The following is a 21,479-nucleotide window of genomic DNA, read 5'->3' as shown; positions in this document are numbered from 1 at the left end:
GGTTACTTCGCCGGGACGTATTTGCCATCCTTCACCGTCAGGATGATGCGGGCGCGGTCGTCGAGGCCGGAGCGGTCCTTTTCGGTGAAGTTGTAGACGCCCTGCGAGGCCGCCAGATCCTTCTCGGTCAGCAGCGCCTGGCGGATGGCCTCGCGGAACTCCGGCGTGCCGGGCTTGGCGGTCTTCAGCGCCACCGGGATGATGCGCTTGAGGATCTCGAACGCATCGAACGAGTGGCCGGCGAACTGGCTGCGGCTGTTCGGGCCATACTTGCCCTCATACGCCTTGTTCAGCTCCATGCCCGGCTTCTTGGTCAACGCGCTGTCGTCCTGCGTCTCCGGCGACATCACCGGACCGGACGCCATGATCACCCCCTCCGCCGCCTTGCCGGCGATACGGATGAAGTCCATGCTCGCGGCGCCATGGGTCTGATAGATCAGGCCGGTGTAGCCACGCTCGCGCAGCTCGGTCTGCGGCAGCGCCGCGGCGGTGCCGGAGGCGCCGACCAGGATGGCGTCCGGATTGGCGGCGACCAGCTTCAGCACCTGGCCGGTGACCGAGGTGTCGGGACGCGCAAAGCGTTCCTCGTCGGCGATGGTGATGCCCATCGGCACAGCCTGATTCTTCAGATCGTTGAACCAGAGGTCGCCGTAGGAGTCGGAGTAGCCGATATAGCCGACGGTCTTGATGTTGTGCGCCTTCATGTGCTCGTACAGCACCTTGCCCATGATCGGCACCGGCTGCGGCATCACCACCGACCATTTCATCCGCTCCGGGGTGACCGGGAACGGCGCCAGGCCGAAATGCGGAATGCCGGCTTCGTTGGCGACGTTGGACACCGCGATGGTCGGCGGCGTCAGCGCCGAGCCCATGATGATATCGGCCTTCGATTCCGTCACGAAGCGACGGGCGTTGGTCGTGGCCGTGGTCGGATCGCCGCCGTCGTCGAGCACGATCACCTTGAGCGGCACGCCGCCGATCTCCTTCGGCACGAACTCGAGCGCATTGCGCTCGGGGATGCCGAGCGCCGCGCCCGGCCCCGTCGTCGTCGTGGTGATGCCGATGGTGATCTCGCTGGTCTGCGCCAGCGCCGGCGCTGATGCCAGCATCGCGATGACGCCAGCCGCCGCCAGATAGGCCTTCCTCATAAAATCCTCCCTCAATCTTGTCGGTTCAGCTCGTGATCCGCCGATCCTGTTTGCAGTCCCGCCCCCTGTCTGGGGCATCTTCCAACACGACCGGCCGATATGTGTCCAAACGTGATCATAGCATTGAACACGAGAAGATCACTCCTCACCAGTCGACCAAAGCACGACAGCTGAACATCCTTAAGACGGCCGCATGTCGCACCCATTTCCGCGCCTCATTCCCCGAGAAACTTGGCTCGCATCTCCTCCGGGAAAGGTGCCGATTTCAGCTTGTCCGGGTCGGCCGGATCGCGCCCGACCAGCACCCGGGTCTCGAACCCTTCGATGGCCAGCGCCTCACCCTTGAACACCTTGTGGGTGACGTCGAAGGACGAGCGCTTGATGCTCTCGATCCGGCTCTCGATCGTGATCCAGTCGCCATAGGTCGAGGGGATGTAGAACTTGGCGCGGGTGTCGACCATGGGGATGCCGACCAGGCCGTAGCGGCGGACGATGTCCTGCTTGGAGAACCCGGCCGCCTCGAACATCACCGAGGTCGCATCATCGAACATCGCGAAATAGCGCGGGTAGTAGACGATGTTGGCGGGATCGCAGTCGCCCCACTGGATCTGCACGTCGCGGCGGTGAACGAACATGTCTTGAAAGCCTCACACCATCGCCGATAGCGATCTGGAGAGTGGGCAACGGCGCGCAGCGCCGAGCCCACCATTTTCAGCGGTGGTGGGCACGCTACGCTTTGCCCACCCTCCGTTTCTCTACGTCGTCATTCCGGGGCGCGCGGAGCGCGAGCCCGGAATCCATCTCTCAGCAGTGCTAGACGCCGAATGGATTCCGGGCCCGACGCTGGCGCGTCGTCCCGGAATGACAACCACGTGGACGTCGGCGCGCGGCACTTACTTCGGCGCCATGCGCAGCGAGCCGTCGAGGCGAACGACTTCGCCGTTGAGGTAGGCGTTCTCGACCATGTGCAGCGCCAGCGCGGCGAACTCATCGGCATGACCCAGACGACGGGGGAACGGGATCGCGGCGGCGAGCGAGTCCTGGGCCTCCTGCGGCAGGTTGGCGAGCAGCGGCGTCAGGAACAGGCCGGGCGCAATGGTCAGCACGCGGATGCCGAACTGCGCGAGCTCGCGCGCGATCGGCAGGGTCATGCCGACGATGCCGCCCTTGGAGGCGGAATAGGCCGACTGTCCGATCTGGCCGTCATAGGCGGCGACCGACGCGGTGTTGATGACGACGCCGCGCTCACCGGTCGCCTGCGGCTCCAGCTTGGTCATGCCGTTGGTGACCAGACGCAGCATGTTGAACGAGCCGATCAGGTTGACCTTGATGACCTTCTCGAAATCGGCCAGCGGCATCGGGCCGTCACGTCCGACGACGCGCTTGGCGACGCCGATGCCGGCGCAGTTCACCAGCACGCGCGGCTGCTGGCCGAGCGCCTCGACGGCCTTGGCAACGGCCGCTTCCGCGCCGGCGGCGTCCGAGACGTCGCAGACCACCGGCACGCCCTTGATCTCGGCCGCGACCTCCTCCGCCAGCTTGGCGTTGAGATCGAACACCGCGACCTTGGCGCCCTGCGCAGCGAGCTTGCGGGCGGTGGCGGCCCCGAGGCCGGAAGCGCCGCCGGTGACGATGGCGGCCTGGTCCTTCAACAACATTGTCGTTTCTCCCTTGGATGCGTCGATCAGCCGGCGATGATGATGTCGTCGTCCGGCGTCGCGGCGTAGATGCGTTCGATCAGGTCCTTGCGGTTCTCCAGCACGGCGCGCTGGTTGATCGATCCCTTGTCGGTGACCTCGCCCTTGTCGATCGACAGCGGCACGCCGAGCAGGACGGCGCGCGTGATGCGCGTCGATGAGCCGGTCGCGGTCTGCAGGAATTTTGCGAAGCGCTGACGGAAGGCCTCGATGATCAGCGGATCGGCCGCCGTGGCGGCGAGGTCGTCGAACGGCAAGGTCGCGTTGATCAGGCGGCAACCATCGAGATCGAGCACGACGATTGCGGCGATCTCGTCGCGGTTGATGCCGGCGATGATCACGTCGCGCGCCAGCGGCGCGCACGCAGCCACGAAGCGGGCCCGCAACGGGCCGACGGAAACCCAGGTGCCGCTCGCCAGCTTGAAGTCCTCGGCAACACGGCCGTCAAAGTCGAAGCCGGCATTGAAGTCGTCGGGATCGACGGGCTTCAGCGCGTCGCCCATCTTGTAGTAGCCTTCGTCATCAAAGGCCGCGGCCGAGACCTCCGGCAGGCGCCAATAGCCCGGCGTCACGTTAGGCCCCTTGGCGCGCACTTCCATCTTGCCGTTGTTGGGAACGAGCTTGGCCTCGTTGCCGGAGACGGGCAGGCCGACATGGCCGGAGCGGCTGGTGCGCGGATTGACCGACATGAAGAACGGCGCGGTCTCGGTGGAGCCGAGGCCCGTCAGCATCGGCACGCGAGTGCCCGTCTCGGCCACCGAGAGCTCGTCGAGCTCGTTCCAGACATGCGGCGCCAGTGCGGCACCGGAGAAGAACATCGCGTGCAGCCGCTGGAAGAAGGACTTCCGCAGCGCCGGGTCCTCGCGGAAATAGGGCAGCAGCGACTCGTAGCCCTTGGGGACGTTGAAATAGACCGTCGGCGAGATCTCGCGCAGGTTTCGCACGGTCTCCTCGATGCCACCGGGCACCGGCTTGCCCTGGTCGAGATACATCGAGCCGCCGTTGAACAGGGTCAGGCCGATGTTGTGGTTGCCGCCGAATGTGTGATTCCAGGGCAGCCAGTCGATGATCACGGGCGGCTCGTCCTTGAGGAAGGCGAGCGTCTCGCGGATCATCACCTGGTTGGCGCAGATCATCCGCTGGGTGTTGATCACAGCCTTCGGATTGCCGGTCGAGCCCGAGGTCAGCAGGAATTTCGCGATCGTGTCCGGGCCGATCTTGTCATGGGCGGCGTCGAGGCCAGGAAACAGCGGCGATGCGATCAGATCGGCGAGCATCGTGATCTTGCGGCCCGGCACCGAGCCGAACGACGCCACGATCTCGGTGCCCTCGGGCACGTTGGCGATGAGCGCGTCGGCGAACTTGTCGGCGTCGTCGACGAAGACGAGGCCCGGCGTCAGCAGCTTCATCAGGTAGGCGAGCTTGCCGTAGTCGCGCGACACCAGCGAATAGGCCGGCGACACCGGACAGAACGGCACGCCGGCATAGAGCGCGCCGAACGCGACCAGCGCATGGTCGATCGAATTGCCCGACAGGATCATGACCGGCCGGTCTGGCGACAGCCCGCGCGCGAGCAGCCCGGACGCGATGTGCCGGCTCGCCGCCAGCAGCGTGGCATAGCTCAGCTCGCGCCAGCCCTCCGGGCCAACGCGCTCGGCCATGAACACGCGCTCGGGCTTGGCTTTGGCGAAGTGATGCAGCCGGTCGGTGATCCGCGGCGGATAGTCGCCGAGCGGCTGCTTCGGACGGAGATAGATGGTGCCGTCGTCTCGGCGGTCGACCGTGACGGCCGGGTCGTTGAACGAGATCGCGCGCAACGGATGAACACTGGCGCGGCGCGCCGTGTCGTCCGTTCCTCCCTGTGTGCTTGTTATTGTTTGTGCGGTCATGTCACGTCGGCTTCACTTTGGCGGTCTTGTGATCGAGGAAGGCGCGGATGCGATTCTTGGCCTCCTTGTCGCTCTGCGCGACGGTGGCCATCAGCGATTCCATCAGCAGGCCGGTCTGCGGATTGGCCTCGGCGATCATCGGCAGCGCCTGCAGCACCGCGAAATTCGTCAGCGGCGCGTTGTTCGCGATCTTCGCCGCCAGCTCCATCGCCTTGGCCATCGAGGCGCCGGCCTCGACCAGATATTGCGCGAAGCCGTAGGACGAGCCTTCGGTCGCCGAATAGACCCGGCCGGTCAGCATCATGTCCATCATGCGGGCGACGCCGATCAGGCGCGGCAGCCGCACCGAGCCGCCGCCACCGACGAAGATGCCGCGCTGGCCCTCGGGCAGCGCGAAGTAAGCCGACGGCTCGGCAACACGGATATGCGCGGCGCAGGCGAGCTCGAGACCGCCGCCGATGACGGCCCCCTTCAATGCGGCGATCACCGGCACGCGGCAATACTGGATGCGGTCGAACACGCGATGCCACATCTGCGAGTGCACCAGGCCTTCGGTGGCGTCACGTTCGCGCAGCTCGGAGAGATCGAGGCCGGAGGAGAAATTGTCGCCAATCCCGTGGATCACGATGCAGCGGACGTCGTCAGGCAGGCTGGTGAAGCACTCGCCGATGGCGAGGATGATGCCGTCATTCAGCGCGTTGCGCTTGGCCGGGCGGTTGAGCCCGATCGTCAGGACGGCGCCCTGCTGTTCGATCTGCAGCAGAGACGAATCCCCCGCAGGCGTGGCGGTGTCGGCGTTTCCCATGGGCTCTATTGTGTCCTGTTCAGAATAGTTATGTTTTATAACGATCTTCGCGGGAGTCAACAAGCGGCGCCCGACATCATGTTGTGCAATGCAAAAGAACAAGCCGCCGAGGGGCTCGGTCGCGCAGCATCGTAAGGCCCGCCTGCGCGCAAAGGCAAATGACATGATCCGGCATTCCCGCGGCGAAATCACGCCCGGGGCTTGCTGATATTCTTCACCCTCCGGTGCGGAGGGCGCAGGGAAGGCCAGGCGCCGGCTGACGCCTGCGGCCCGCCTGCGAGAAAAATGCAGGCGGCAGGTACCACAGGTGCAGCCGAGAACGCCCGGCCTTCCCTGCGCGATGGTCTTCACGCTTATACGCAGTCTCCCTGGTGCACCGGCTTGTTGGCCACCATGATCCGCGCGGCGCGTTGGCGCCATCGCGAACGTAACACCGGCAACGGGGTGTCAGGACGCTGCGACTTCACGTCCGCGTCACGTCGTTCGTCCGCGCGCCCGAAGACACGCTGCGACATGATCGCGGCCACCGCTCCCCGCCCCGCGTGTCGTGACGATCGCGCGCTACGCCCCTCGGCTTGGGACGGGATGGCGCGATACAATCACGATTTCCGAAAACTCGCAAGAGATTTATTTTTTTCAGAATATAACATTTCGCCGGAGGCACTGCCCGTTCATCAATCTCGCCTTTCGCCGCCTTGATGATGTCCACCGTCGGAAGCCAACAGGGAGCAAGAAAGCATGGAAGCGAACGGCAGCTCTGAGCCACGACGGAAAGAACCGTCAGTGGATGCTGTGCCTCTTACGTCGGCTTGCCCCCAAAGAGCCCGAAGATGAACCAAAAGATGACTGTCAGTACGGGGACCTGCGCCGCAATCATGGCCCAATAGCGCCAGGGATTTTCATCCCGACGTATGACCGATCCGCCTCGCATCCTGATTTGGCCTCTACCCAAGCTAAAGGCCAGCTGAATGGCGAGCGGAATAGACAGGACAAGTAAAGTCACGAGTGGTGGCGACATCCTTAATTCCTCACAGGTCGCCTGGGTCGTCGAACCCTTCCATATAATTCTCGCTCAATCAACGGCAGCAGTTAGCCCAGGCCGAAGCTCCGGGAGACCAAACACTGGCCTCGGATATCCACGCTGCGGTCAGCTTATCCACCCAGCGCCAGACTGCCGCTGATCACCCGAAGAGAGGCGTTTGGGCTGCCAATCGCAGGACTTCGAGTTCGGCTTCGCGAATGAACCGCCGACAACGGCACGTTCAGCATGGCTTCAAAGCCCGCCCTGTAGAACGTCACCGGCACCACACTTCCCAATGGAGGGGACCATGGTTTCGCTGAAGACATCTCTCGCCGGCGGCATCGCCGCGCTCGCCGTGACCGCAACGCTGTTCGCCGGGTCTGCACCAGCTCAGGCCCATGACGGGCGCAACGCGGCGCTGATCGGTGGCCTGGTTGCCGGGGCTCTCATCGGCGGTGCGCTGGCCTCGGCGTCGGAAGCGCAGGCCTATGAGCCTGCGCCGGTGTATCGTTCGCATTACCGCGACGCGGCGTATGACGGCTACGGCTATGAGGGCTACCGTTACGTGCCGGCTCATCGCTACCGCGATTGCGATCACGGCTACGGCAGGGCTTCGGATTGGGACGACGAGGACTAATCGTCCGTCCCGCGAGAGTTCGAGCGTCCGGATTGCCTAGCTCGACGCCACGGCGTCCGGACGTCGCCGCCGCAAGCTCCGGTATCGTGTGAGGCGAGGGCCGGCACCACAGATTCCGCTGTCGTCCCTGCGAACGCACGGTGGTTGGAGCGACAGCTCTCGCCAAACCGTCATTGCGAGGAGCGCAGCGACGAAGCAATCCAGACTGTCCCTGCGGAGGGATTCTGGATTGCTTCGCTGCGCTCGCAATGACGGAGTGTGTGGTAGGCCGATGGGCCTACAGCACCACGTGCACGTCGATGATGACCCGGTCCGCGTGCCGCGCGGCGGAGCCTATGAAGACGTGCTCCATCAGCCAGCGATACTTCTCGTGGCCGGTCTCGAAGCGCGGGTGGGTGCGGAAGTAGATCAGCCTGGGGTCCACCGGCTCGCCGCGCTTGAGCTTCTGCAGCAAGTCGACCGGCCCAAAGCGGATGCCGCGGTTCTCGACGTAGATGGTCGCGCCGTCGTCGGTCTCGAAGGCGTATTTGGCCTCGAGGTCGATCAGCTCGTTGGGGCGGATGATCTGGAAGTCGGCACCGAAGTTGCAGATCCTGCCGCTGATGCCCTCGCCGGCGCGACCGGGGCCCTTCACCTCGCCGCCATGGATCGGGATGATCCGGCGCACGCCGATGCCGGTCTCGCCGGCACTGGTGACGTCGCCGATCATCACGGTGAGGGTGAAGACGTAGCGGGTCTCGAGGATCGGAGTCGTCATCAGCGGGCCATCATCTGTTGCGGCAGCCAGGTGGCGAGCAGCGGGAAGGCGATCAGGATCACCAGCCGGATCAGGTCGGTCGCGACGAACGGCAGCACGCCCTTGAAGATGGTCGAGAACGACACGTCCTTCACGACGCTCTTGATCACGAACACGTTCATGCCGACGGGGGGATGGATCAGGCCGAGCTCGACGGTCATCACGATGATGACGCCGAACCAGATCGGATCGAAGCCGAGATGCGAGATGACCGGGAAGATGATCGGCACGGTCAGGATGATCATCGCCATCGCGTCCATCAGGCAGCCGAGGACGAGGTACATCACCATGATCAGCGCCAACACCCCGTAGGGCCCGAGGCCGAGACCGGTGAGGAATTCGGTCACCTTCTGAGGCGTCTGCGTCACCGTCAGGAAGTAGCCGAAGATCAAGGCGCCGATCAGCACCGTGAACACGGCCGCGGCGGTGCGCGTGGCCTGCAGCAGCGAGGCCAGGATCTTGTCCTTGTCGAGCCGGCCGGTGAACACGCCGATCAGGAACGCGCCGGTGGCGCCGACACCGCCGGCTTCCGTCGGCGTGAAGCGTGGCAGGAACGGAAGACCATAGAGACCGCCGATCACGAACAGGAACAGCAGCACCGGCGCCCAGATGCCCTTCAGGCCCGCGATGCGCTCGCGCCACGGCGGCGCCTCGCCCCTGGGCAGGAAATCCGGCCTGACACGGCCGATCACCGTAATGGTGATCATGTACATGGTCATCGCCAAGAGGCCGGGGATGATGCCGGCGATGAACAGCTTGCCGATGTCCTGCTCGGTGATGATGCCGTAGACGGCGAGCACGGTCGACGGCGGCAGCATCGCGCCCAAGGTGCCGCCGGCGGCGATGACGCCGGTGGCGAAGGATTGCGGATAGCCGAAGCGGCGCATCTCCGGATAGGCCACGGCCGAGAAGGTCGCGGCGGTCGCCACCGACGAGCCGCAGATCGCGGCGAAGCCGCCGCAGGCCGCCACCGTGGCGATGCCGAGCCCGCCGCGCAGATGGCCGACGAAGCCGTTGGCGGCGCGGAACAGCTCGCGGCTCATGCCCGAGTTGGACACGAACGTTCCCATCAGCAGGAACATCGGGATCACGCCGAACGTGTAGTCCGTGACCGTGCGCATCGAGGTCTGGCCAACCAGCTTCAGCGCCGCCGTACCGTTGACGAGATAGGCGAAGCCGGACACGCCGACGAGTCCCATCGCCATGCCCACCGGCACGCGCAGCAGCATCAGCGCAAACAGCGCAACGAAGCCGATGACGGCAACCGCATCCGTGCTCATGCGGCACTACTCCGTGGGCTTGACTTGAGGGTCATGAATCTCCTCGGGGTGGAAGATCAGGCGATAGGTCCGGATGGCGATCAGGAGCACCGCCGAAACGTCGCCGATCCAGGCGATGGCGAAGAACGGCCAGGTCGGCATGTGCAGATCGAAGGTGAGGACGTTGTCCTCATAGGTGCCGCGCACCTTGTCGAACAGGGTCCAGGTCTGCACCGTGACGACGAACAGCAGTACCAGCGTTGCGAAGATGTCGATCCAGCGCTGATAGCGCGGGCCAACATTGCCCCAGATGAGATCCACGGTGATGTGGGTGCCGCGGTATGACGTCGCAGCGATGCCCCAGAAGATCAGGATGCCGAGCAGCATGCGCCCGATGTCGAAGGAATCGGGGATCGAATAGTTCAGCGTGTTGCGGAGCAGCACCGACAGGAAGATGTCGAGCGCGACGATGCCGACGAAGAACGCGGCGATCCACTCGATCCCGTCGATGATCCGGTCCATGAAGGCGCGCTGCATGGCGTCCCCGTGTCAGAAAGCTTGGTGGTTATGGTGGATGCGAAGCGAGCTGCTGCGTAGCGGGCGGTTCTTAGCCTCTCCCCGCTCCCGGGGAGAGGCCGGATTGCATCGTAGATGCAATCCGGGTGAGGGGCTCTCCGCACGGTCGGTGCGTGCGGCTGCCCCTCACCCCAACCCTCTCCCCGTAAGGAACGGGGAGAGGGAGCGCACCGTCCGCCGCGCAAGAGCTTGGGTATGAAAAGAAGCTACTGTGCCAGCGCCTTGTACTTGGCGAGCGAGGCCTTCAGCTCGGTCATGGCGGCCTCGGCATCGACGCCGGTCTTCTTGACGCCATCGGCCCAGGTCTTGAACAGCGGCTCGGAGGCCTTTTTCCACAACGCGGTCTGCTCCGGCGTCAGCTTGTAGACCTCCTGGCCGGACTCGGCCTTGATCTTGTCGACGCCGGCGTCCTCGAACTTGCCCCAGGGCTCACCGACCTTGCCGGCGGCCTCCGTGTTGCAATTGTCGTCGATCGCCTTCTTCTGCATCGCCGACATCTGGTTGTACTTGTCCTTGTTCATGACGAACACGAAGGTCGTCACGTAGAACGGCGCATCCATGTGGTACTTCGTGACCTTGTCGACTCCGAACAGCACCAGCGAGCCCGCCGGAAACGTGACGCCGTCGGCGACGCCGCGCTCGATGATGTCGCGCACTTCCGGCGCCGACGACTGCACATTGGTGCCGCCGAGCAGGGTGACGAAATTGGCGATCGTCGCATCGGCGGGACGGATCTTCATGCCCTTGACGTCCTCGGGCACCACGACCTTCTTGGTGCGGGTGTGGAAGGCCGACGGCGTGTGGACGAAGGCGAGGCAGTACTTGACGTCCTTCATCTCCTTCTCGGCATATTTGCGATACCACGCGTCCAAACCTTCCGAGCCGCCCTTGGCGTCGGAAATCAGGAACGGCAACTCGCCGGCGCCGATGATCGGGAAACGGCCAGGCTGATAGCCGGGATTCACATAAGTGACATCGGCGATGCCGTCGCGCGCCATGTCATAATGGTCGAACGCCTTGCCGAGCTGCTGGGCCGGAAACACCTTGCCCTTGATGGTGCCGCCCGAGGCCTTTTCGACCGACGCGGCCCAATCCTCCAGCGCCTTCTGCAGCGGATGGCTCGCCGGCACCCAGTGCGAGATCTTCAATTCGAATGTCTTGTCCTGCGCGAGCGCGGGGGTCACACCGGCGGCCAGAGCCAACGCCAGAAGCGTCTTCCTCATCGGGATCGTCTCCTCCATCAGTGGGCCTTCGAGGGCCCTTTGCTTCATTGTTATAGCATATAAGCATCATTGCAAGCGCGGCGGCAGGTTGGCCACCAGTGCACGCGCCAAGCGGAGCCTAGCGCGCCCGCCAGCGCAAGTCTGGCAGACGAAAGTTGCAGGCCCGTGGCCATTTCATTAACACGTTAAGGATCTCGCCTGCACCCGAAATTGCACGGCGGGAGCATCGCACCACGAAATTGCCGCAGGGCCGCACCGGACGCCCGGCGACATCGCGCGCGCCCCATCCGCGTGCATCCGATGCGCAACGTGTCAAACGCCCGCGCAAAAGACGTTTGAAACTTTGTAGGCGGTGCAAAATCCGCGCTGATGTCGTTGACTGCGGACATCGTCAGCAACGATCGAGACACGCATGAGCAGCGTCCCCGCCGGATTCGAACCGCATTTCCGCAAGAGCCCGTTCACCGATCCCTGGGAGCCGCTCTACGCCAAGAAAACCGACAAGGCCGTCATCCTCGGCCTGCGGCTCGCCACGCCGCACACCAATTCGCGCGGGCTGATCCATGGCGGGCTGATCGCATCGCTGGCCGACAATGCGATGGGCTATAGCTGCGCCCAGGCGCTTGGCTGGGAGGCGTCGTTGGTGACGATCAACCTCGCGGTGGACTACATCGGCAGCGCCGGGACCGGACAGTGGCTCAGCGTCGAGAGCGACGTCATCAAGAGCGGACGCACCGTCTGCTTCGTCCAGAGCCTGGTGCTGGCCGACGACGCCGTGATCGCGCGTGCGAACGCGACCTTCCGGGTGGTGCCGAAGAAGGGGTGACGTCGTCAGTCGAAACGCCAGTCGCAGGTTGCGGTGATCAGGTCGATGAAGGCACGCACTTTGGCGGAGAGCAGGCGGGAGCTCGGAAACACGATGTGGATCGGGAGCGGCGGAGGATCGTATTTCGCCAGCACCCGCTTGAGACGGCCGCCGCGCAGCGTGTCCGCTGCCTGATAGGCCATCACCCGTGTCACGCCGCCGCCCGCCTCGGCATACTGGATCGCGGCGTCGGCATTGTTGGTGACGAGCCGCGGGCTGACCGCCATCCGCAGTTCCCTGCCGTCCTTGACGAAGCGCCATTCGTCGGACGGACCGAACTGGATGGTCTGGTGCTTCGTCAGCGCCTCGGGCGTCCGCGGCTCACCATGGACCTTGAAGTAGGCGGGAGCTCCGACCACGATCCGGCGCATGCTGCCGACCTGGCGGGCCACGAGCGACGAATCGCCGAGATGGCCGATACGAACGGCACAATCGACGCCGTCCTCCACCAGATTGATCTGGCGGTCCTCGAGGCGCAGCTCGGCCGCGACCTCGGCATAGCGGCTCAGATACGCGGCCATGACCGGACCGACATGGAGCCGGCCGAAGCCGACGGGCGCCGAGACCACCAGCCGCCCCACCGGCTGCAGGCGCTCGCTCTCCGCGGCGCGCTCCGCCTCCGCCAGATCGGCCAGGATGCGGCTGGCGCGGTCGAGATAGCGTCGTCCGGAATCGGTCAGCGTCACCGAGCGCGTCGTCCGCTGCAGCAGGCGGACGCCAAGATGCGATTCGAGCGCGGCGACCAAACGGGTGACCGCCGATGGCGACAGCTTGAGCCGGCGCGCCGCCGGTGCGAAGCCGTTCAGCTCGGCGACGGTGACGAAAGCCTGCATGGCATCGATGCGGTCCATGGGATTATTGCAGCATCTGCAACGATCCAATGTCAACTGGCCAGATTATTTCCGAAGAGGATTGGGACCATATTGGCTCCACGGCGGCAGTCACTGCCGCAGCGACAAGGAGTCATTGCGATGACCCAGACAACCATCCAGGCACCCGGCGACGTCATGTTCTCACCCGCCGCCAAGGCGATCCAGGCGCGCAAGGGGTCGCGCGAGAGCTACGCGCATGTGGAGCGGAGCCGCGGCTTTCGCCACGAGGTCGACGCCGATCTCGCCGGCCGCCTCGCCGAGGCCACGAGCTTCTATCTCGCGACCGCCTCGGCCGACGGCCAGCCCTATATCCAGCACCGCGGCGGACCGAAGGGCTTTCTCAAGGTGCTCGACAGCCACACGCTGGCCTTCGCCGACTTCAGCGGCAACCGGCAATATATCACCCAGGGCAACCTGTCGGAGAACCCGCACGCCTACATCTTCATCATGGACTACGCGCATCGCCGCCGGGTGAAGATCTGGGGGACGGCGCGGGTGGTGGAGGATGATGCCGCGCTGACGGCCTCGCTGATGCCGAGAGGCTACAAGGCGCGGCCCGAGCACGTCATCCTGTTCACGATCAGCGCGTGGGACACCAACTGCCCGCAGCACATCCCGCAGAAGTTCGACGCGGCCGACGTCGCGGAAGCGCTGGCCGTTCGCGATGCTCGCATCGCGGAGCTCGAGGCCGAACTGGCGCGGTTGAAGGGCGAGAGCAAGCCCTCCGCCTAGGTCCTGCGCGCTGCGGGCCGCGCCTTTGGCTTGTTAGTCATTCCGGGTTCAAGGCCTGCGGCCTTGCCCCGGAATGACGGTGAGTGGGACTCGACTGACCGGCTCAGGCGGCCTCGGCCGCCCTGCCCCATTCGAACTCCGGAAAATATTGCGCCATCATGCGCTCGGCATAGGCGACCAGATTGCCGAAGCTTTCGGTGCGGCGGCGCAGCTCGGACTCGAAGAACGGCGTGAGGATGCCGGCGACGACGGCGAACGCCGTCGCATCGGTGCCGCAAGGACGATCGCCCATCAGATAGGGCCGGTCGCCGAGCTGCACCGACAGCGCGCGCAGCGAGCGTGCGGCGAGATCGACGTCCTCGTCCGGCGCGTGGCGGCCGAGCCCGGAGATCAGATAGTTCTCGGCGACGCGAAACTGCGCGTCCTCGCGCAGCTTCTCGCGCTTGTCGGCCGGCACGCCGTCGAAGAAGTGGGCCGGCCCCTTGGCGAAGTTGACCGGATCGACCCAGCGCGCCCCGACCAGCGCGAAATACAGGTGATGCTCGATCATACGCTCGAACCCCCAGGCCTGCGCCCGCGCGCGCACGTCGAGCCCATGATCGAAGTCGAAGCCATATTTGCGCTCGACATGAGCGCGGATGAAGGTCGAATCGGCGATCAGCTCGCCGCTGTCGTCGATGAAGGGCAGCTGCCCCTTCGGCGATGCCGGCGGCATCGCCCGCTGCTTCCGAAAAGCGAGGCCCGCCATCTTCAATTGCACCTCCGTCTTGGTGACGAAGGGGCTGATCTCCGGCAGGCCGAAGCCCGCGCCCAAACCGAACAATGTGATCATGACAGCACTCCCGACTTCCTGAGCAGACGCCGGACGCTACGAGCATGCTGCTGCCACCATGGTGTCAGCAGCGGCAGTAGCGTGGTGGCAAGGCCAAGGCCATAAAACATCATCATCGACATCACCCCTTCAATCTCGTTGTTGGCCCGGTATAAGGACAGGCTGCTGCCAGCATCCTGTCAGCATCGGCGGGGGTGCTCGCCCATGCAGGACACACCATGAGACGCGCCGACCGGCTATTCCAGATCATCCAGGTGCTGAGACGCACGCGCCGCCCATTGACGGCGGATGCGATCGCGGCCGAGCTCGAGACCTCGAAGCGCACGATCTATCGCGACATCGCCACCCTGATCGGCCAGCGCGTGCCGATCCGCGGCGAGGCCGGCATGGGCTACATCCTGGAGAAAGGTTTCGATCTGCCGCCCTTGATGCTGACGCCGGACGAGATCGAGGCGGCGGTGCTTGGCGCGCAATGGGTCGCGGTCAACGCCGACCCGGTGCTGGCGCGCGCGGCGGAGGACCTGATGGCCAAGATCGCCGACACCGTGCCGGAGCGGCTGCGGCCATTCGTGCTGGAACCGGCGAGCCGCGCGCCGCGGCCGTGGATGCGCGAGCCGGACCGCATCGACATGTCGCGCACGCGCTCGCAGATCCACGAGGGACGCAAGATCAGGCTGCGCTATCGCGACGAGCAGGGCCGCGACAGCGAGCGCGTGATCTGGCCGATCGCGATCGGCTATCATGACGCGGTGCGCATCCTCGCCGCCTGGTGCGAGCTGCGCCGCGACTTCCGCAGCTTCAGGACCGACCGTGTCGTCGAGGCGGATTATCTCGACGATAAATATCCCGAAAGGCGCGAGGCGCTGCGCGCCAAATGGCGGCGCAGCCTGGTGTGGGAGGTTCCCAAGGATGTCTGAACCGATGTCTGGCGAGACTGACAGCAGCCCCTGTCAGAGCTGCGGCGCGTGCTGCGCCTATTCGTCGAATTGGCCGCGCTTCACGATCGAGGAGGATGCCGCGCTCGACCTGATCCCGGCCGAGCTGGTCAACGAGCGGCTGTCGGGCATGCGCTGCGACGGCAACCGCTGCTGTGCGCTCGATGGCGAGATCGCGCGCGCCGTGGCGTGCCGGATCTACGCGATCCGCCCCGAGGTGTGCCGCATTTGCATGCCGGGTGACGCCGAATGTGCGATGGCCCGGCGCAAGTTCGGGCTGCCCGTGCTCGCCTGAGCAGAGGCAAGGAAGACGGGGAGTCAGGCCGTGACCGGCTCGGGGCTGTCGTCGAGATCGTCCTCGAACGGCTTCATCACCGAGAGTGGCTTGGTCGACAGCGAGATCGGCTTGCGGCTCGAGGTCGCGCCGGCCGGACCCGCCCGACCGCCGCGGGACTGCGCATACAGCGCCGATCCGACCCGGCCACCGAACTGCGACAGGACCTGCTCGCTGCACGTGGATGCAATCGCAAGCGCCAGCGGGTGAAGATGCGTGCGCCGGTAACAGAATAGCGCCAGCATGGCCCTCACATCGGCGGAGACGCTCTCGACCAGCGCGGGTAGCCCGTTGGCGTCGGCACGGTAGAGTTCACCGAGAAGCTCGTCGCCGACCGGGCACGAATCGCTGTCGAACGCATCGCGGCTTTGAAGCATCGGTTTGATTGCCATGACGCGACGATGCAGCGCGAATCGCTAATGACCGGTTAACCAAACCGAACGGTCGTCCCACCCCCGGCTTGACACGGGACTGCCGCGGTCGGTGCGGCTTCGCCGCGACGCACCGTGGCCGAACGCTCAGCCATTTGCGGCCATGAAGATCGAGAGCCCGAATCCGGTGAGGTGATGCAGCGCCTGGTCGACGCCGATCAAGGTCCAGAACCAGGGGTGCTCGGTGTTCATGCCGAACCGCGACGAGCAGATGCCCTTGATGCGATCGATCGTGATGTGAATGGCGAAGTCGATCACGGCGACGAACCAGAATCTTGGCGCGACGATCAAGATCAGGACCATGGCGACGGCGAGATGGATCAGGCAGTGCACCAACAGCGGCAGCGCCCAGCCCTTCCGCTGGTCCTTGCCATAGGCCATCCAGGCGTTCTGCAGCACGAAGTCGCCAATGATGTGCTTGAAGGTCAGCAGCAGCATCCAGCCGACCAGCGCACCAACCGGAACCTGCGACGACAAAGAGGGAAAAGACAAAGCTGACGCTCTCGCTACGACTAACCCTTGGAACCAACCTTGGACGCACGGGGAACTGGAGGCGTTCAGCGCAATCTGATGAGAATACCCGGCCAATTCGACGCGTATGCGACGCTTATGACATCTCCGGTAGCGAATTGCACGCGAAAGGGAACTTCAAATCGCACCTTGCTACCCTTCGCGGCAATCCCGCCGGGGGTAAGGTTACCCACGCCGCGCGGCGCATCCGGCGGCAACCGTCGCAGCGGCGGCGTCATTCCGCGGCGTTGGTCTTCGGCACTGAGAGCGCCCTCGCCCGGATCTGCGCGATGGTCCGCTTCAGCGCCCCCTGTCCCGGCTCTGCCAGCGCAACGGCGCGCGCCTCGGCGATGGCGGAGGCGAGATCCGAGATCGGCAGGACGCCATCGAAGGTGGGCTTGGCCAGGCCATCGATGATGGCATGCCAATCAGCGAGACCCTGCCGGTAGCCGTCGCCCTGCCCCTGGATCATGGTCGCCGTCGCGATCACGGCGGGCGCCGCCGCAGGCTGCTTGTCCAGCGCGCGCGCGATCATGTGCAGCCACCGCTCGGCCCAGGCGCGCTCCTCGCCATAGCGCACCGACTGCAGCCGCCAGCGCCGCAGGCCGGCCATCAGCTTGAGGCGGCGAATGGCCAACCGCGATCGGACCGAAAAGCGGACCTTGACCCGGCGCCGACCTAACCAGCCGATCTGCTCGAAGGCTGCCAGCAACGATTCCGCCACGGCTTGCGGCAGCGCACCGATCAGCTCGTCGAGGCGAAACCTCCTGACGTCGTCGCTCTCGCGTCCCTCCGGCCGCTTCCCCATGTCGAGGCTGATCAATCTGAGCTGGGCGATCCGGATCGGATCCTCGTAGGCCATGCGGGCAGCCAGCAGCTGCGCGATCTGAGACAGCATGCCGGCATCGACGTTCGATCTGCGCACGAACCGCTTGATGCGATCGACATAGAGCTGCGCGTAGCTCGCGCCCTGATACTCCATCAGCAGATGGATGCCATCGCTCACCGCCGGCACGGCGGCGTCAGGAAGGCCCTGAGGCAGAAAAGGCGGCTCGCCATCGTCGACGCCGATGACGTCGGCGAACAGATATCGCAGCGAGGACCGGACGCTTTCCACTGGGCTTCAGGCTCCCCGGATCACGCCGGCTTGGCGACGGGCGCCGGCGCGGTGGTCTGTTGCGCCAGCCGCCGCTCGAGCGTTTCGATGTTCTGGAACAGCCGGGCGCTGGCGAGGCGCAGGAAGTAGAAGGCGAAGGCGGGGTTCTGGACGTAGAGCTGCTCGACCTGGTCGTAGGAGACCGACAGGATCAGACCGCCCTCGACGCATTCCAGCGTCTGCGTGCGCGTATTGGACGGCGAGATCATGCCGAACTCGCCGACGATCGCACCGACCGGCAGCTCGATACCGGATTCGACCAGGCGGAAGCGGCCGCTGACGATGTAGTACATGCTGTCGGCCTTCTCGTCCTTGTAGAACAGCACCTCGCCTGGACCGCATTTGCGCTCGGTCATGAACGGCTTCAGCCATTCCATGGAGAGGTCGCTGTTGACCGACTGCTTCACGTCGCGGACCAGCTGCAGCATCTGGTGGAGCCGGTAGCTGTTGAGCGGCAGCAGCACCCCGTGCAGGATCAGGACCGGGTAGTTGTGCATCGGCACCGCGGTCGCGATCAGGACGATATTGGTGAGGATGGCGAATACCCGCAGCGGAATCATCGTCCGCATCGACAGCGTGGCGACCACGAAGATCGAGGCGAAGAGGCTGCCGGCGGCGCCCGCATGTTCGACCAGGTGTGAGGTATCCATCGGGATCAACCAGACTCTTGGGACGCAGGAGGGCGGACGCTCGGTTCCGAGCCTCCTTTTGCCTAATTTAGCGTGTCCATGCCGACCTCTGATATACGGCGAACAGACGACGTTTGAACCGGTATTTGAGCCGGTACGGAAAAATTCCCCGGTCGAAGTAGAACGGTTGGACCTGCCGGATGACGCTGCAAAACCGATCCACCCGCATCGTTGACGGGATTCCCCCGATCGGGGCACCTTGACGCCGCCGCGATCTCCTGCGGCTCTGAGATCAGCGACTGACGCCCGCCCGCAATGACCAAACCGCAGCACCCTGCCCTGGCGGCATTCGTCACCGCGCTGACCGGACGCAACATGACCAGAGCGGCCTATGTGGCCGTGGCGCTCGGCATGAGCGCCATGGTGTTGTTGACGATGGACCCCGCCTACGAGGCCGGGGGGCGCTGGATCATCGCCCTGCTGTGGGGATGCCTTGTCTTTTTCGTCGTCGAATGGGCCGCTCGGGTTCAGCAGGCGGTGCGGGCGCATCGCGCCGCCACCTACCTGATGTCGGGCCGGGGACTGCTGGACACGCTCTCCGCCCTCGCCGTGCCGGTTGCGCTGGTCTCGGGCATGGAGTCGCGCGCCGCGTGGCTGCTGGCGGTCATCTGGGTGCTCAAGGTGATCCCCGGCGTGCCTGGCCTGCGCCAGCTCCGCCGGGTGCTCGTGGTCGAAGCACGCCCGCTGCTGTCGGTGCTGGTGCTGTTCCTGCTGGTGCTGTTTCTCGGATCGGTCGCCGAATACGCGCTCGAACATGACGAGCAGCCGGCCACCTTCGGCACCATCCCCTCCGCGCTATGGTGGGCCGTCGTGACCCTCACCACCACGGGCTATGGCGACGTGGTGCCGATCACGCCGCTCGGGCGGGTGGTTGCCGCCACGGTGATGATCTCCGGCCTCGGCGTGTTCGGCCTATGGACCGGCATCCTGGCGACCGGCTTCGCCGCGGAAACCCGGCGCGACAACTTTCTGAAGACCTGGGAATCGGTCAGCAGGGTACCGTTCTTCGCCAGCCTCGGGCCCGCCACGATCGCCGACGTCGCGCAGATGCTGCGCACCATCGACCTGCCGCCGCGCGCCACCGTGATCCGCAAGGGCGAGCCGGGGGACTGCATGTATTTCATCGCCGCCGGCGAGGTCGAGGTCGACCTTCCCGGCAAGAAGGTCCGGCTCGGCGAGGGCGCGTTCTTCGGCGAGATGGCGCTGCTCGGGAACAACCTGCGTTCGGCCGACATCAGCACGACCGGACTGTCGAAGCTGCTGGTCCTCGACCTCGTCGATTTCCGCGTGCTGATGGCACGCCACCCCGATCTGGCGCAGAGCATCGATGCCGAGGCCAGGCGCCGAACCATGGAGAACAGGACATGACGACAGGACGGACCACCCAGGCCGATGACGCACCGAGCATGCCGCTCCTGACCATCGACGGCGCACGCGCCACCATTCGGCTCAATCGTCCGCAGCATCTCAACCGGCTCCAGCCGGAGGATCTCGGCGAGCTGCTGGCGCTGTTCGACCGGGTCGAGGCCAACGCCGCCTTGCGCGTGCTGGTCCTGACCGGCACCGGGCGGGCGTTCAGCGCCGGCTTCGACCTTGGCGCCATCGGCGCAACGCCGGCGGATACGGCCGAGGCTTCCAGCCCGGCATTCGAGGAGGTCGTCGACCGGCTGGAGGACCTCGCGCTGCCGACGATCTGCCGGCTCAACGGCGGGGTCTATGGCGGCTCGACCGATCTGGCGCTGGCCTGCGATTTCCGGATCGGGGTCGATACCAGCGAGATGTTCATGCCAGCAGCGCGGCTCGGGCTGCACTACTACCCGAATGGCATCAAGCGCTACGTGTCCCGCCTTGGTATCGACAATGCCAAGCGTCTGTTCCTGACGGCGGAGAAGATCGACGCGGCCGAGATGCTGCGCATCGGCTATCTCACCGGCGTGGCGACGGCCGATGCGCTCGACGCGGAGGTCGACCGGCTGGCGGCCATTCTGGCCGGCAACGCCCCGCAGGCCATGCGCGGCATGAAGCGCGCCATCAACGAGTTTGCACGCGGAGCCCTCGACGATGCGGCGGCTCGTCGCAGGCATCGGGACAGCATGAGCGGCGCCGAAATCCAGGAAGGCATGAAATCGTTTGCAGAGAAGAGAACGCCGAAATTCTGAGCGCAGCCGCGCCCCGAACTGATAAATTTTGCATGCAAACGTCTGTATCCAGCCGGTGTTCTGACACACGCTCAACGAACTATCGACCTGAATCTCCAATTTGCGGTTGACAGCCTTTTGTCCGTGGCTAGCTTGAACCACGGGCGGAGACTTTCACATGCAAGTGATGGACGCGTATTGGGGACGACGAGCTCTGGAGTACGTCGATGCGATCGAAGCGTCGAAGACCAGCGCGAGCGTGCTCTCCCAGTTCGAGAAGATGATCAGCAACCTGGGCTTTCACGCCTACATCATGGCCGGCGTGCCGACCTCGGGCCAATCGCTGCAGCAAACCATTCTCGCCAACGGCTGGCCGCGGGAATGGTTCGACATGTATGCGCGCGAGCAGTTTCACCGCTGCGATCCGATTCCGCGGCACTGCATCTCGACATTGAATCCATTTGCGTGGTCGGAGGCTCCCTATGACCGCGAGGACGAGCCCGGCGCGCACGAGGTGATGACGCGCGCGAAGGACTTCCGATTGAACGAAGGCTTCTGCGTTCCCATCCACTACGACGATGCCGTGGGCGCCGTCAGCATTGCAGGCGAAAATCCGAATCTCGCTCCCGATGCGCGGGGCGCGCTGCACCTGATCAGCATCTTCACGCACAGCAGGCTTCGCGCACTGGCGCGCTCCGCCGCGAGCAACCAGAGCCGACGCCTGTCGCGAATCGAGGCCGAGGTGCTGGGCTGGGCGGCGCGCGGCAAGACCGCGTGGGAGACGGCGCGCATCCTCGGTGTCTCCGAACGCAACGTCCGGTGGCATCTGGAAGAAGCACAGCGCAAGCTAGCAACCAAGAACAAGACGGCGACGGTTGCGACCGCTCTTGTCAACGGCGAGATCTCGATCTGATCTGTCGTTTCTCCCACTGGA

Annotated in this window: 23 protein-coding genes; 8 read left to right on the top strand and 15 right to left on the bottom strand. The window is 65.1% G+C overall.

Annotation, left to right across the window (positions count from 1 at the left end; all coding sequences use genetic code 11):
- Positions 1-2: 2 nt before the first annotated feature.
- The 5 genes from QW861_RS22550 to QW861_RS22530 form a co-directional block, all read right to left on the bottom strand.
- A complete protein-coding gene (locus QW861_RS22550) occupies positions 3-1,148 on the bottom strand; it encodes an ABC transporter substrate-binding protein (RefSeq protein WP_315713761.1) in 1,146 nt (381 codons plus the stop codon).
- A gap of 215 nt (positions 1,149-1,363) precedes the next feature.
- Positions 1,364-1,783, bottom strand: a complete 420-nt coding sequence (locus QW861_RS22545; RefSeq protein WP_315825945.1) for a thioesterase family protein — start codon at positions 1,781-1,783, stop codon at positions 1,364-1,366.
- Positions 1,784-2,041: 258 nt separating this feature from the next.
- Positions 2,042-2,806 carry an SDR family NAD(P)-dependent oxidoreductase gene (locus QW861_RS22540; RefSeq protein ID WP_315825944.1) on the bottom strand — a complete coding sequence of 255 codons (765 nt, stop codon included), beginning with the start codon at positions 2,804-2,806 and terminating at the stop codon, positions 2,042-2,044.
- 26 nt (positions 2,807-2,832) lie between these two features.
- Complete coding sequence (locus tag QW861_RS22535) at positions 2,833-4,734, bottom strand: feruloyl-CoA synthase (protein WP_316186647.1); 1,902 nt, start codon at positions 4,732-4,734, stop codon at positions 2,833-2,835.
- A gap of 1 nt (position 4,735) precedes the next feature.
- Positions 4,736-5,539: a crotonase/enoyl-CoA hydratase family protein gene (locus QW861_RS22530; protein WP_316186802.1), complete on the bottom strand. Its 804-nt coding sequence runs from the start codon at positions 5,537-5,539 to the stop codon at positions 4,736-4,738.
- Positions 5,540-6,867: 1,328 nt separating this feature from the next.
- Here QW861_RS22530 and QW861_RS22525 point away from each other — a divergent pair.
- Positions 6,868-7,197 (top strand): hypothetical protein, encoded by a 330-nt coding sequence (locus QW861_RS22525; protein ID WP_316169552.1) that lies wholly within the window; start codon positions 6,868-6,870, stop codon positions 7,195-7,197.
- 277 nt (positions 7,198-7,474) lie between these two features.
- Here QW861_RS22525 and QW861_RS22520 read toward each other — a convergent pair whose 3' ends face one another.
- The 4 genes from QW861_RS22520 to QW861_RS22505 form a co-directional block, all read right to left on the bottom strand.
- Positions 7,475-7,954, bottom strand: coding sequence for a DUF3237 domain-containing protein (locus tag QW861_RS22520; RefSeq protein WP_315825941.1), 480 nt, complete (start codon positions 7,952-7,954; stop codon positions 7,475-7,477).
- A complete protein-coding gene (locus QW861_RS22515) occupies positions 7,954-9,273 on the bottom strand; it encodes a TRAP transporter permease (RefSeq protein ID WP_316172687.1) in 1,320 nt (439 codons plus the stop codon). Before QW861_RS22515 ends, QW861_RS22520 begins: the two co-directional genes overlap by 1 nt.
- 6 nt (positions 9,274-9,279) lie before the next feature.
- Positions 9,280-9,789 carry a TRAP transporter small permease gene (locus QW861_RS22510; protein WP_315753543.1) on the bottom strand — a complete coding sequence of 170 codons (510 nt, stop codon included), beginning with the start codon at positions 9,787-9,789 and terminating at the stop codon, positions 9,280-9,282.
- 245 nt (positions 9,790-10,034) lie between these two features.
- Positions 10,035-11,051, bottom strand: a complete 1,017-nt coding sequence (locus QW861_RS22505) for a TRAP transporter substrate-binding protein (RefSeq protein WP_315713753.1) — start codon at positions 11,049-11,051, stop codon at positions 10,035-10,037.
- 412 nt (positions 11,052-11,463) lie between these two features.
- Here QW861_RS22505 and QW861_RS22500 point away from each other — a divergent pair, with 412 nt between their 5' ends.
- Positions 11,464-11,877, top strand: coding sequence for a PaaI family thioesterase (locus QW861_RS22500; protein WP_316172689.1), 414 nt, complete (start codon positions 11,464-11,466; stop codon positions 11,875-11,877).
- Positions 11,878-11,882: 5 nt separating this feature from the next.
- Here QW861_RS22500 and QW861_RS22495 read toward each other — a convergent pair whose 3' ends face one another.
- On the bottom strand, positions 11,883-12,767 hold the full coding sequence (locus QW861_RS22495; protein WP_316193497.1) for a LysR family transcriptional regulator: 885 nt from the start codon (positions 12,765-12,767) through the stop codon (positions 11,883-11,885).
- A gap of 120 nt (positions 12,768-12,887) precedes the next feature.
- Between QW861_RS22495 and QW861_RS22490 the strand changes: the two genes are divergently transcribed.
- Complete coding sequence (locus QW861_RS22490) at positions 12,888-13,520, top strand: pyridoxamine 5'-phosphate oxidase family protein (RefSeq protein WP_315825940.1); 633 nt, start codon at positions 12,888-12,890, stop codon at positions 13,518-13,520.
- Between the two features lie 103 nt (positions 13,521-13,623).
- On the opposite strand, the gene QW861_RS22485 is transcribed toward QW861_RS22490, so the two are convergent.
- Positions 13,624-14,352 (bottom strand): glutathione S-transferase family protein, encoded by a 729-nt coding sequence (locus QW861_RS22485; protein WP_315713749.1) that lies wholly within the window; start codon positions 14,350-14,352, stop codon positions 13,624-13,626.
- Between the two features lie 218 nt (positions 14,353-14,570).
- Here QW861_RS22485 and QW861_RS22480 point away from each other — a divergent pair, with 218 nt between their 5' ends.
- Positions 14,571-15,269: a YafY family protein gene (locus QW861_RS22480; protein ID WP_315713748.1), complete on the top strand. Its 699-nt coding sequence runs from the start codon at positions 14,571-14,573 to the stop codon at positions 15,267-15,269.
- Complete coding sequence (locus QW861_RS22475) at positions 15,262-15,582, top strand: YkgJ family cysteine cluster protein (RefSeq protein ID WP_315713747.1); 321 nt, start codon at positions 15,262-15,264, stop codon at positions 15,580-15,582. Before QW861_RS22480 ends, QW861_RS22475 begins: the two co-directional genes overlap by 8 nt.
- Positions 15,583-15,605: 23 nt before the next feature.
- On the opposite strand, the gene QW861_RS22470 is transcribed toward QW861_RS22475, so the two are convergent.
- From QW861_RS22470 to QW861_RS22455, 4 genes are all read right to left on the bottom strand, one after another.
- On the bottom strand, positions 15,606-15,998 hold the full coding sequence (locus QW861_RS22470; RefSeq protein WP_315714362.1) for a hypothetical protein: 393 nt from the start codon (positions 15,996-15,998) through the stop codon (positions 15,606-15,608).
- Between the two features lie 141 nt (positions 15,999-16,139).
- A complete protein-coding gene (locus tag QW861_RS22465; RefSeq protein ID WP_315714361.1) occupies positions 16,140-16,490 on the bottom strand; it encodes a DUF3307 domain-containing protein in 351 nt (116 codons plus the stop codon).
- A 307-nt stretch (positions 16,491-16,797) separates the two neighbouring features.
- Positions 16,798-17,679, bottom strand: a complete 882-nt coding sequence (locus QW861_RS22460) for a DUF6537 domain-containing protein (protein ID WP_315713746.1) — start codon at positions 17,677-17,679, stop codon at positions 16,798-16,800.
- A gap of 20 nt (positions 17,680-17,699) precedes the next feature.
- On the bottom strand, positions 17,700-18,368 hold the full coding sequence (locus QW861_RS22455) for a cyclic nucleotide-binding domain-containing protein (RefSeq protein ID WP_315713745.1): 669 nt from the start codon (positions 18,366-18,368) through the stop codon (positions 17,700-17,702).
- 294 nt (positions 18,369-18,662) lie between these two features.
- Here QW861_RS22455 and QW861_RS22450 point away from each other — a divergent pair, with 294 nt between their 5' ends.
- The 3 genes from QW861_RS22450 (at position 18,663) to QW861_RS22440 (ending at position 21,458) form a co-directional block, all read left to right on the top strand.
- The gene (locus QW861_RS22450) at positions 18,663-19,775 is read left to right on the top strand and encodes a cyclic nucleotide-gated ion channel (protein WP_315713744.1); all 1,113 of its coding nucleotides are present in this window, start codon (positions 18,663-18,665) and stop codon (positions 19,773-19,775) included.
- Positions 19,772-20,566: an enoyl-CoA hydratase/isomerase family protein gene (locus tag QW861_RS22445; RefSeq protein WP_316193496.1), complete on the top strand. Its 795-nt coding sequence runs from the start codon at positions 19,772-19,774 to the stop codon at positions 20,564-20,566. The genes QW861_RS22450 and QW861_RS22445 overlap by 4 nt, the downstream gene beginning before the upstream one ends.
- A 157-nt stretch (positions 20,567-20,723) precedes the next feature.
- Positions 20,724-21,458 (top strand): LuxR family transcriptional regulator, encoded by a 735-nt coding sequence (locus tag QW861_RS22440; RefSeq protein ID WP_315713742.1) that lies wholly within the window; start codon positions 20,724-20,726, stop codon positions 21,456-21,458.
- Positions 21,459-21,479: the final 21 nt, after the last annotated feature.

Origin of the sequence: Bradyrhizobium sp. SZCCHNRI1029 (assembly GCF_032487555.1) — a bacterium.
GTDB lineage: Bacteria > Pseudomonadota > Alphaproteobacteria > Rhizobiales > Xanthobacteraceae > Bradyrhizobium.
The sequence above is the reverse complement of the archived record's forward strand: the minus strand, read 5'-3'. Positions and strand labels throughout refer to the sequence as shown.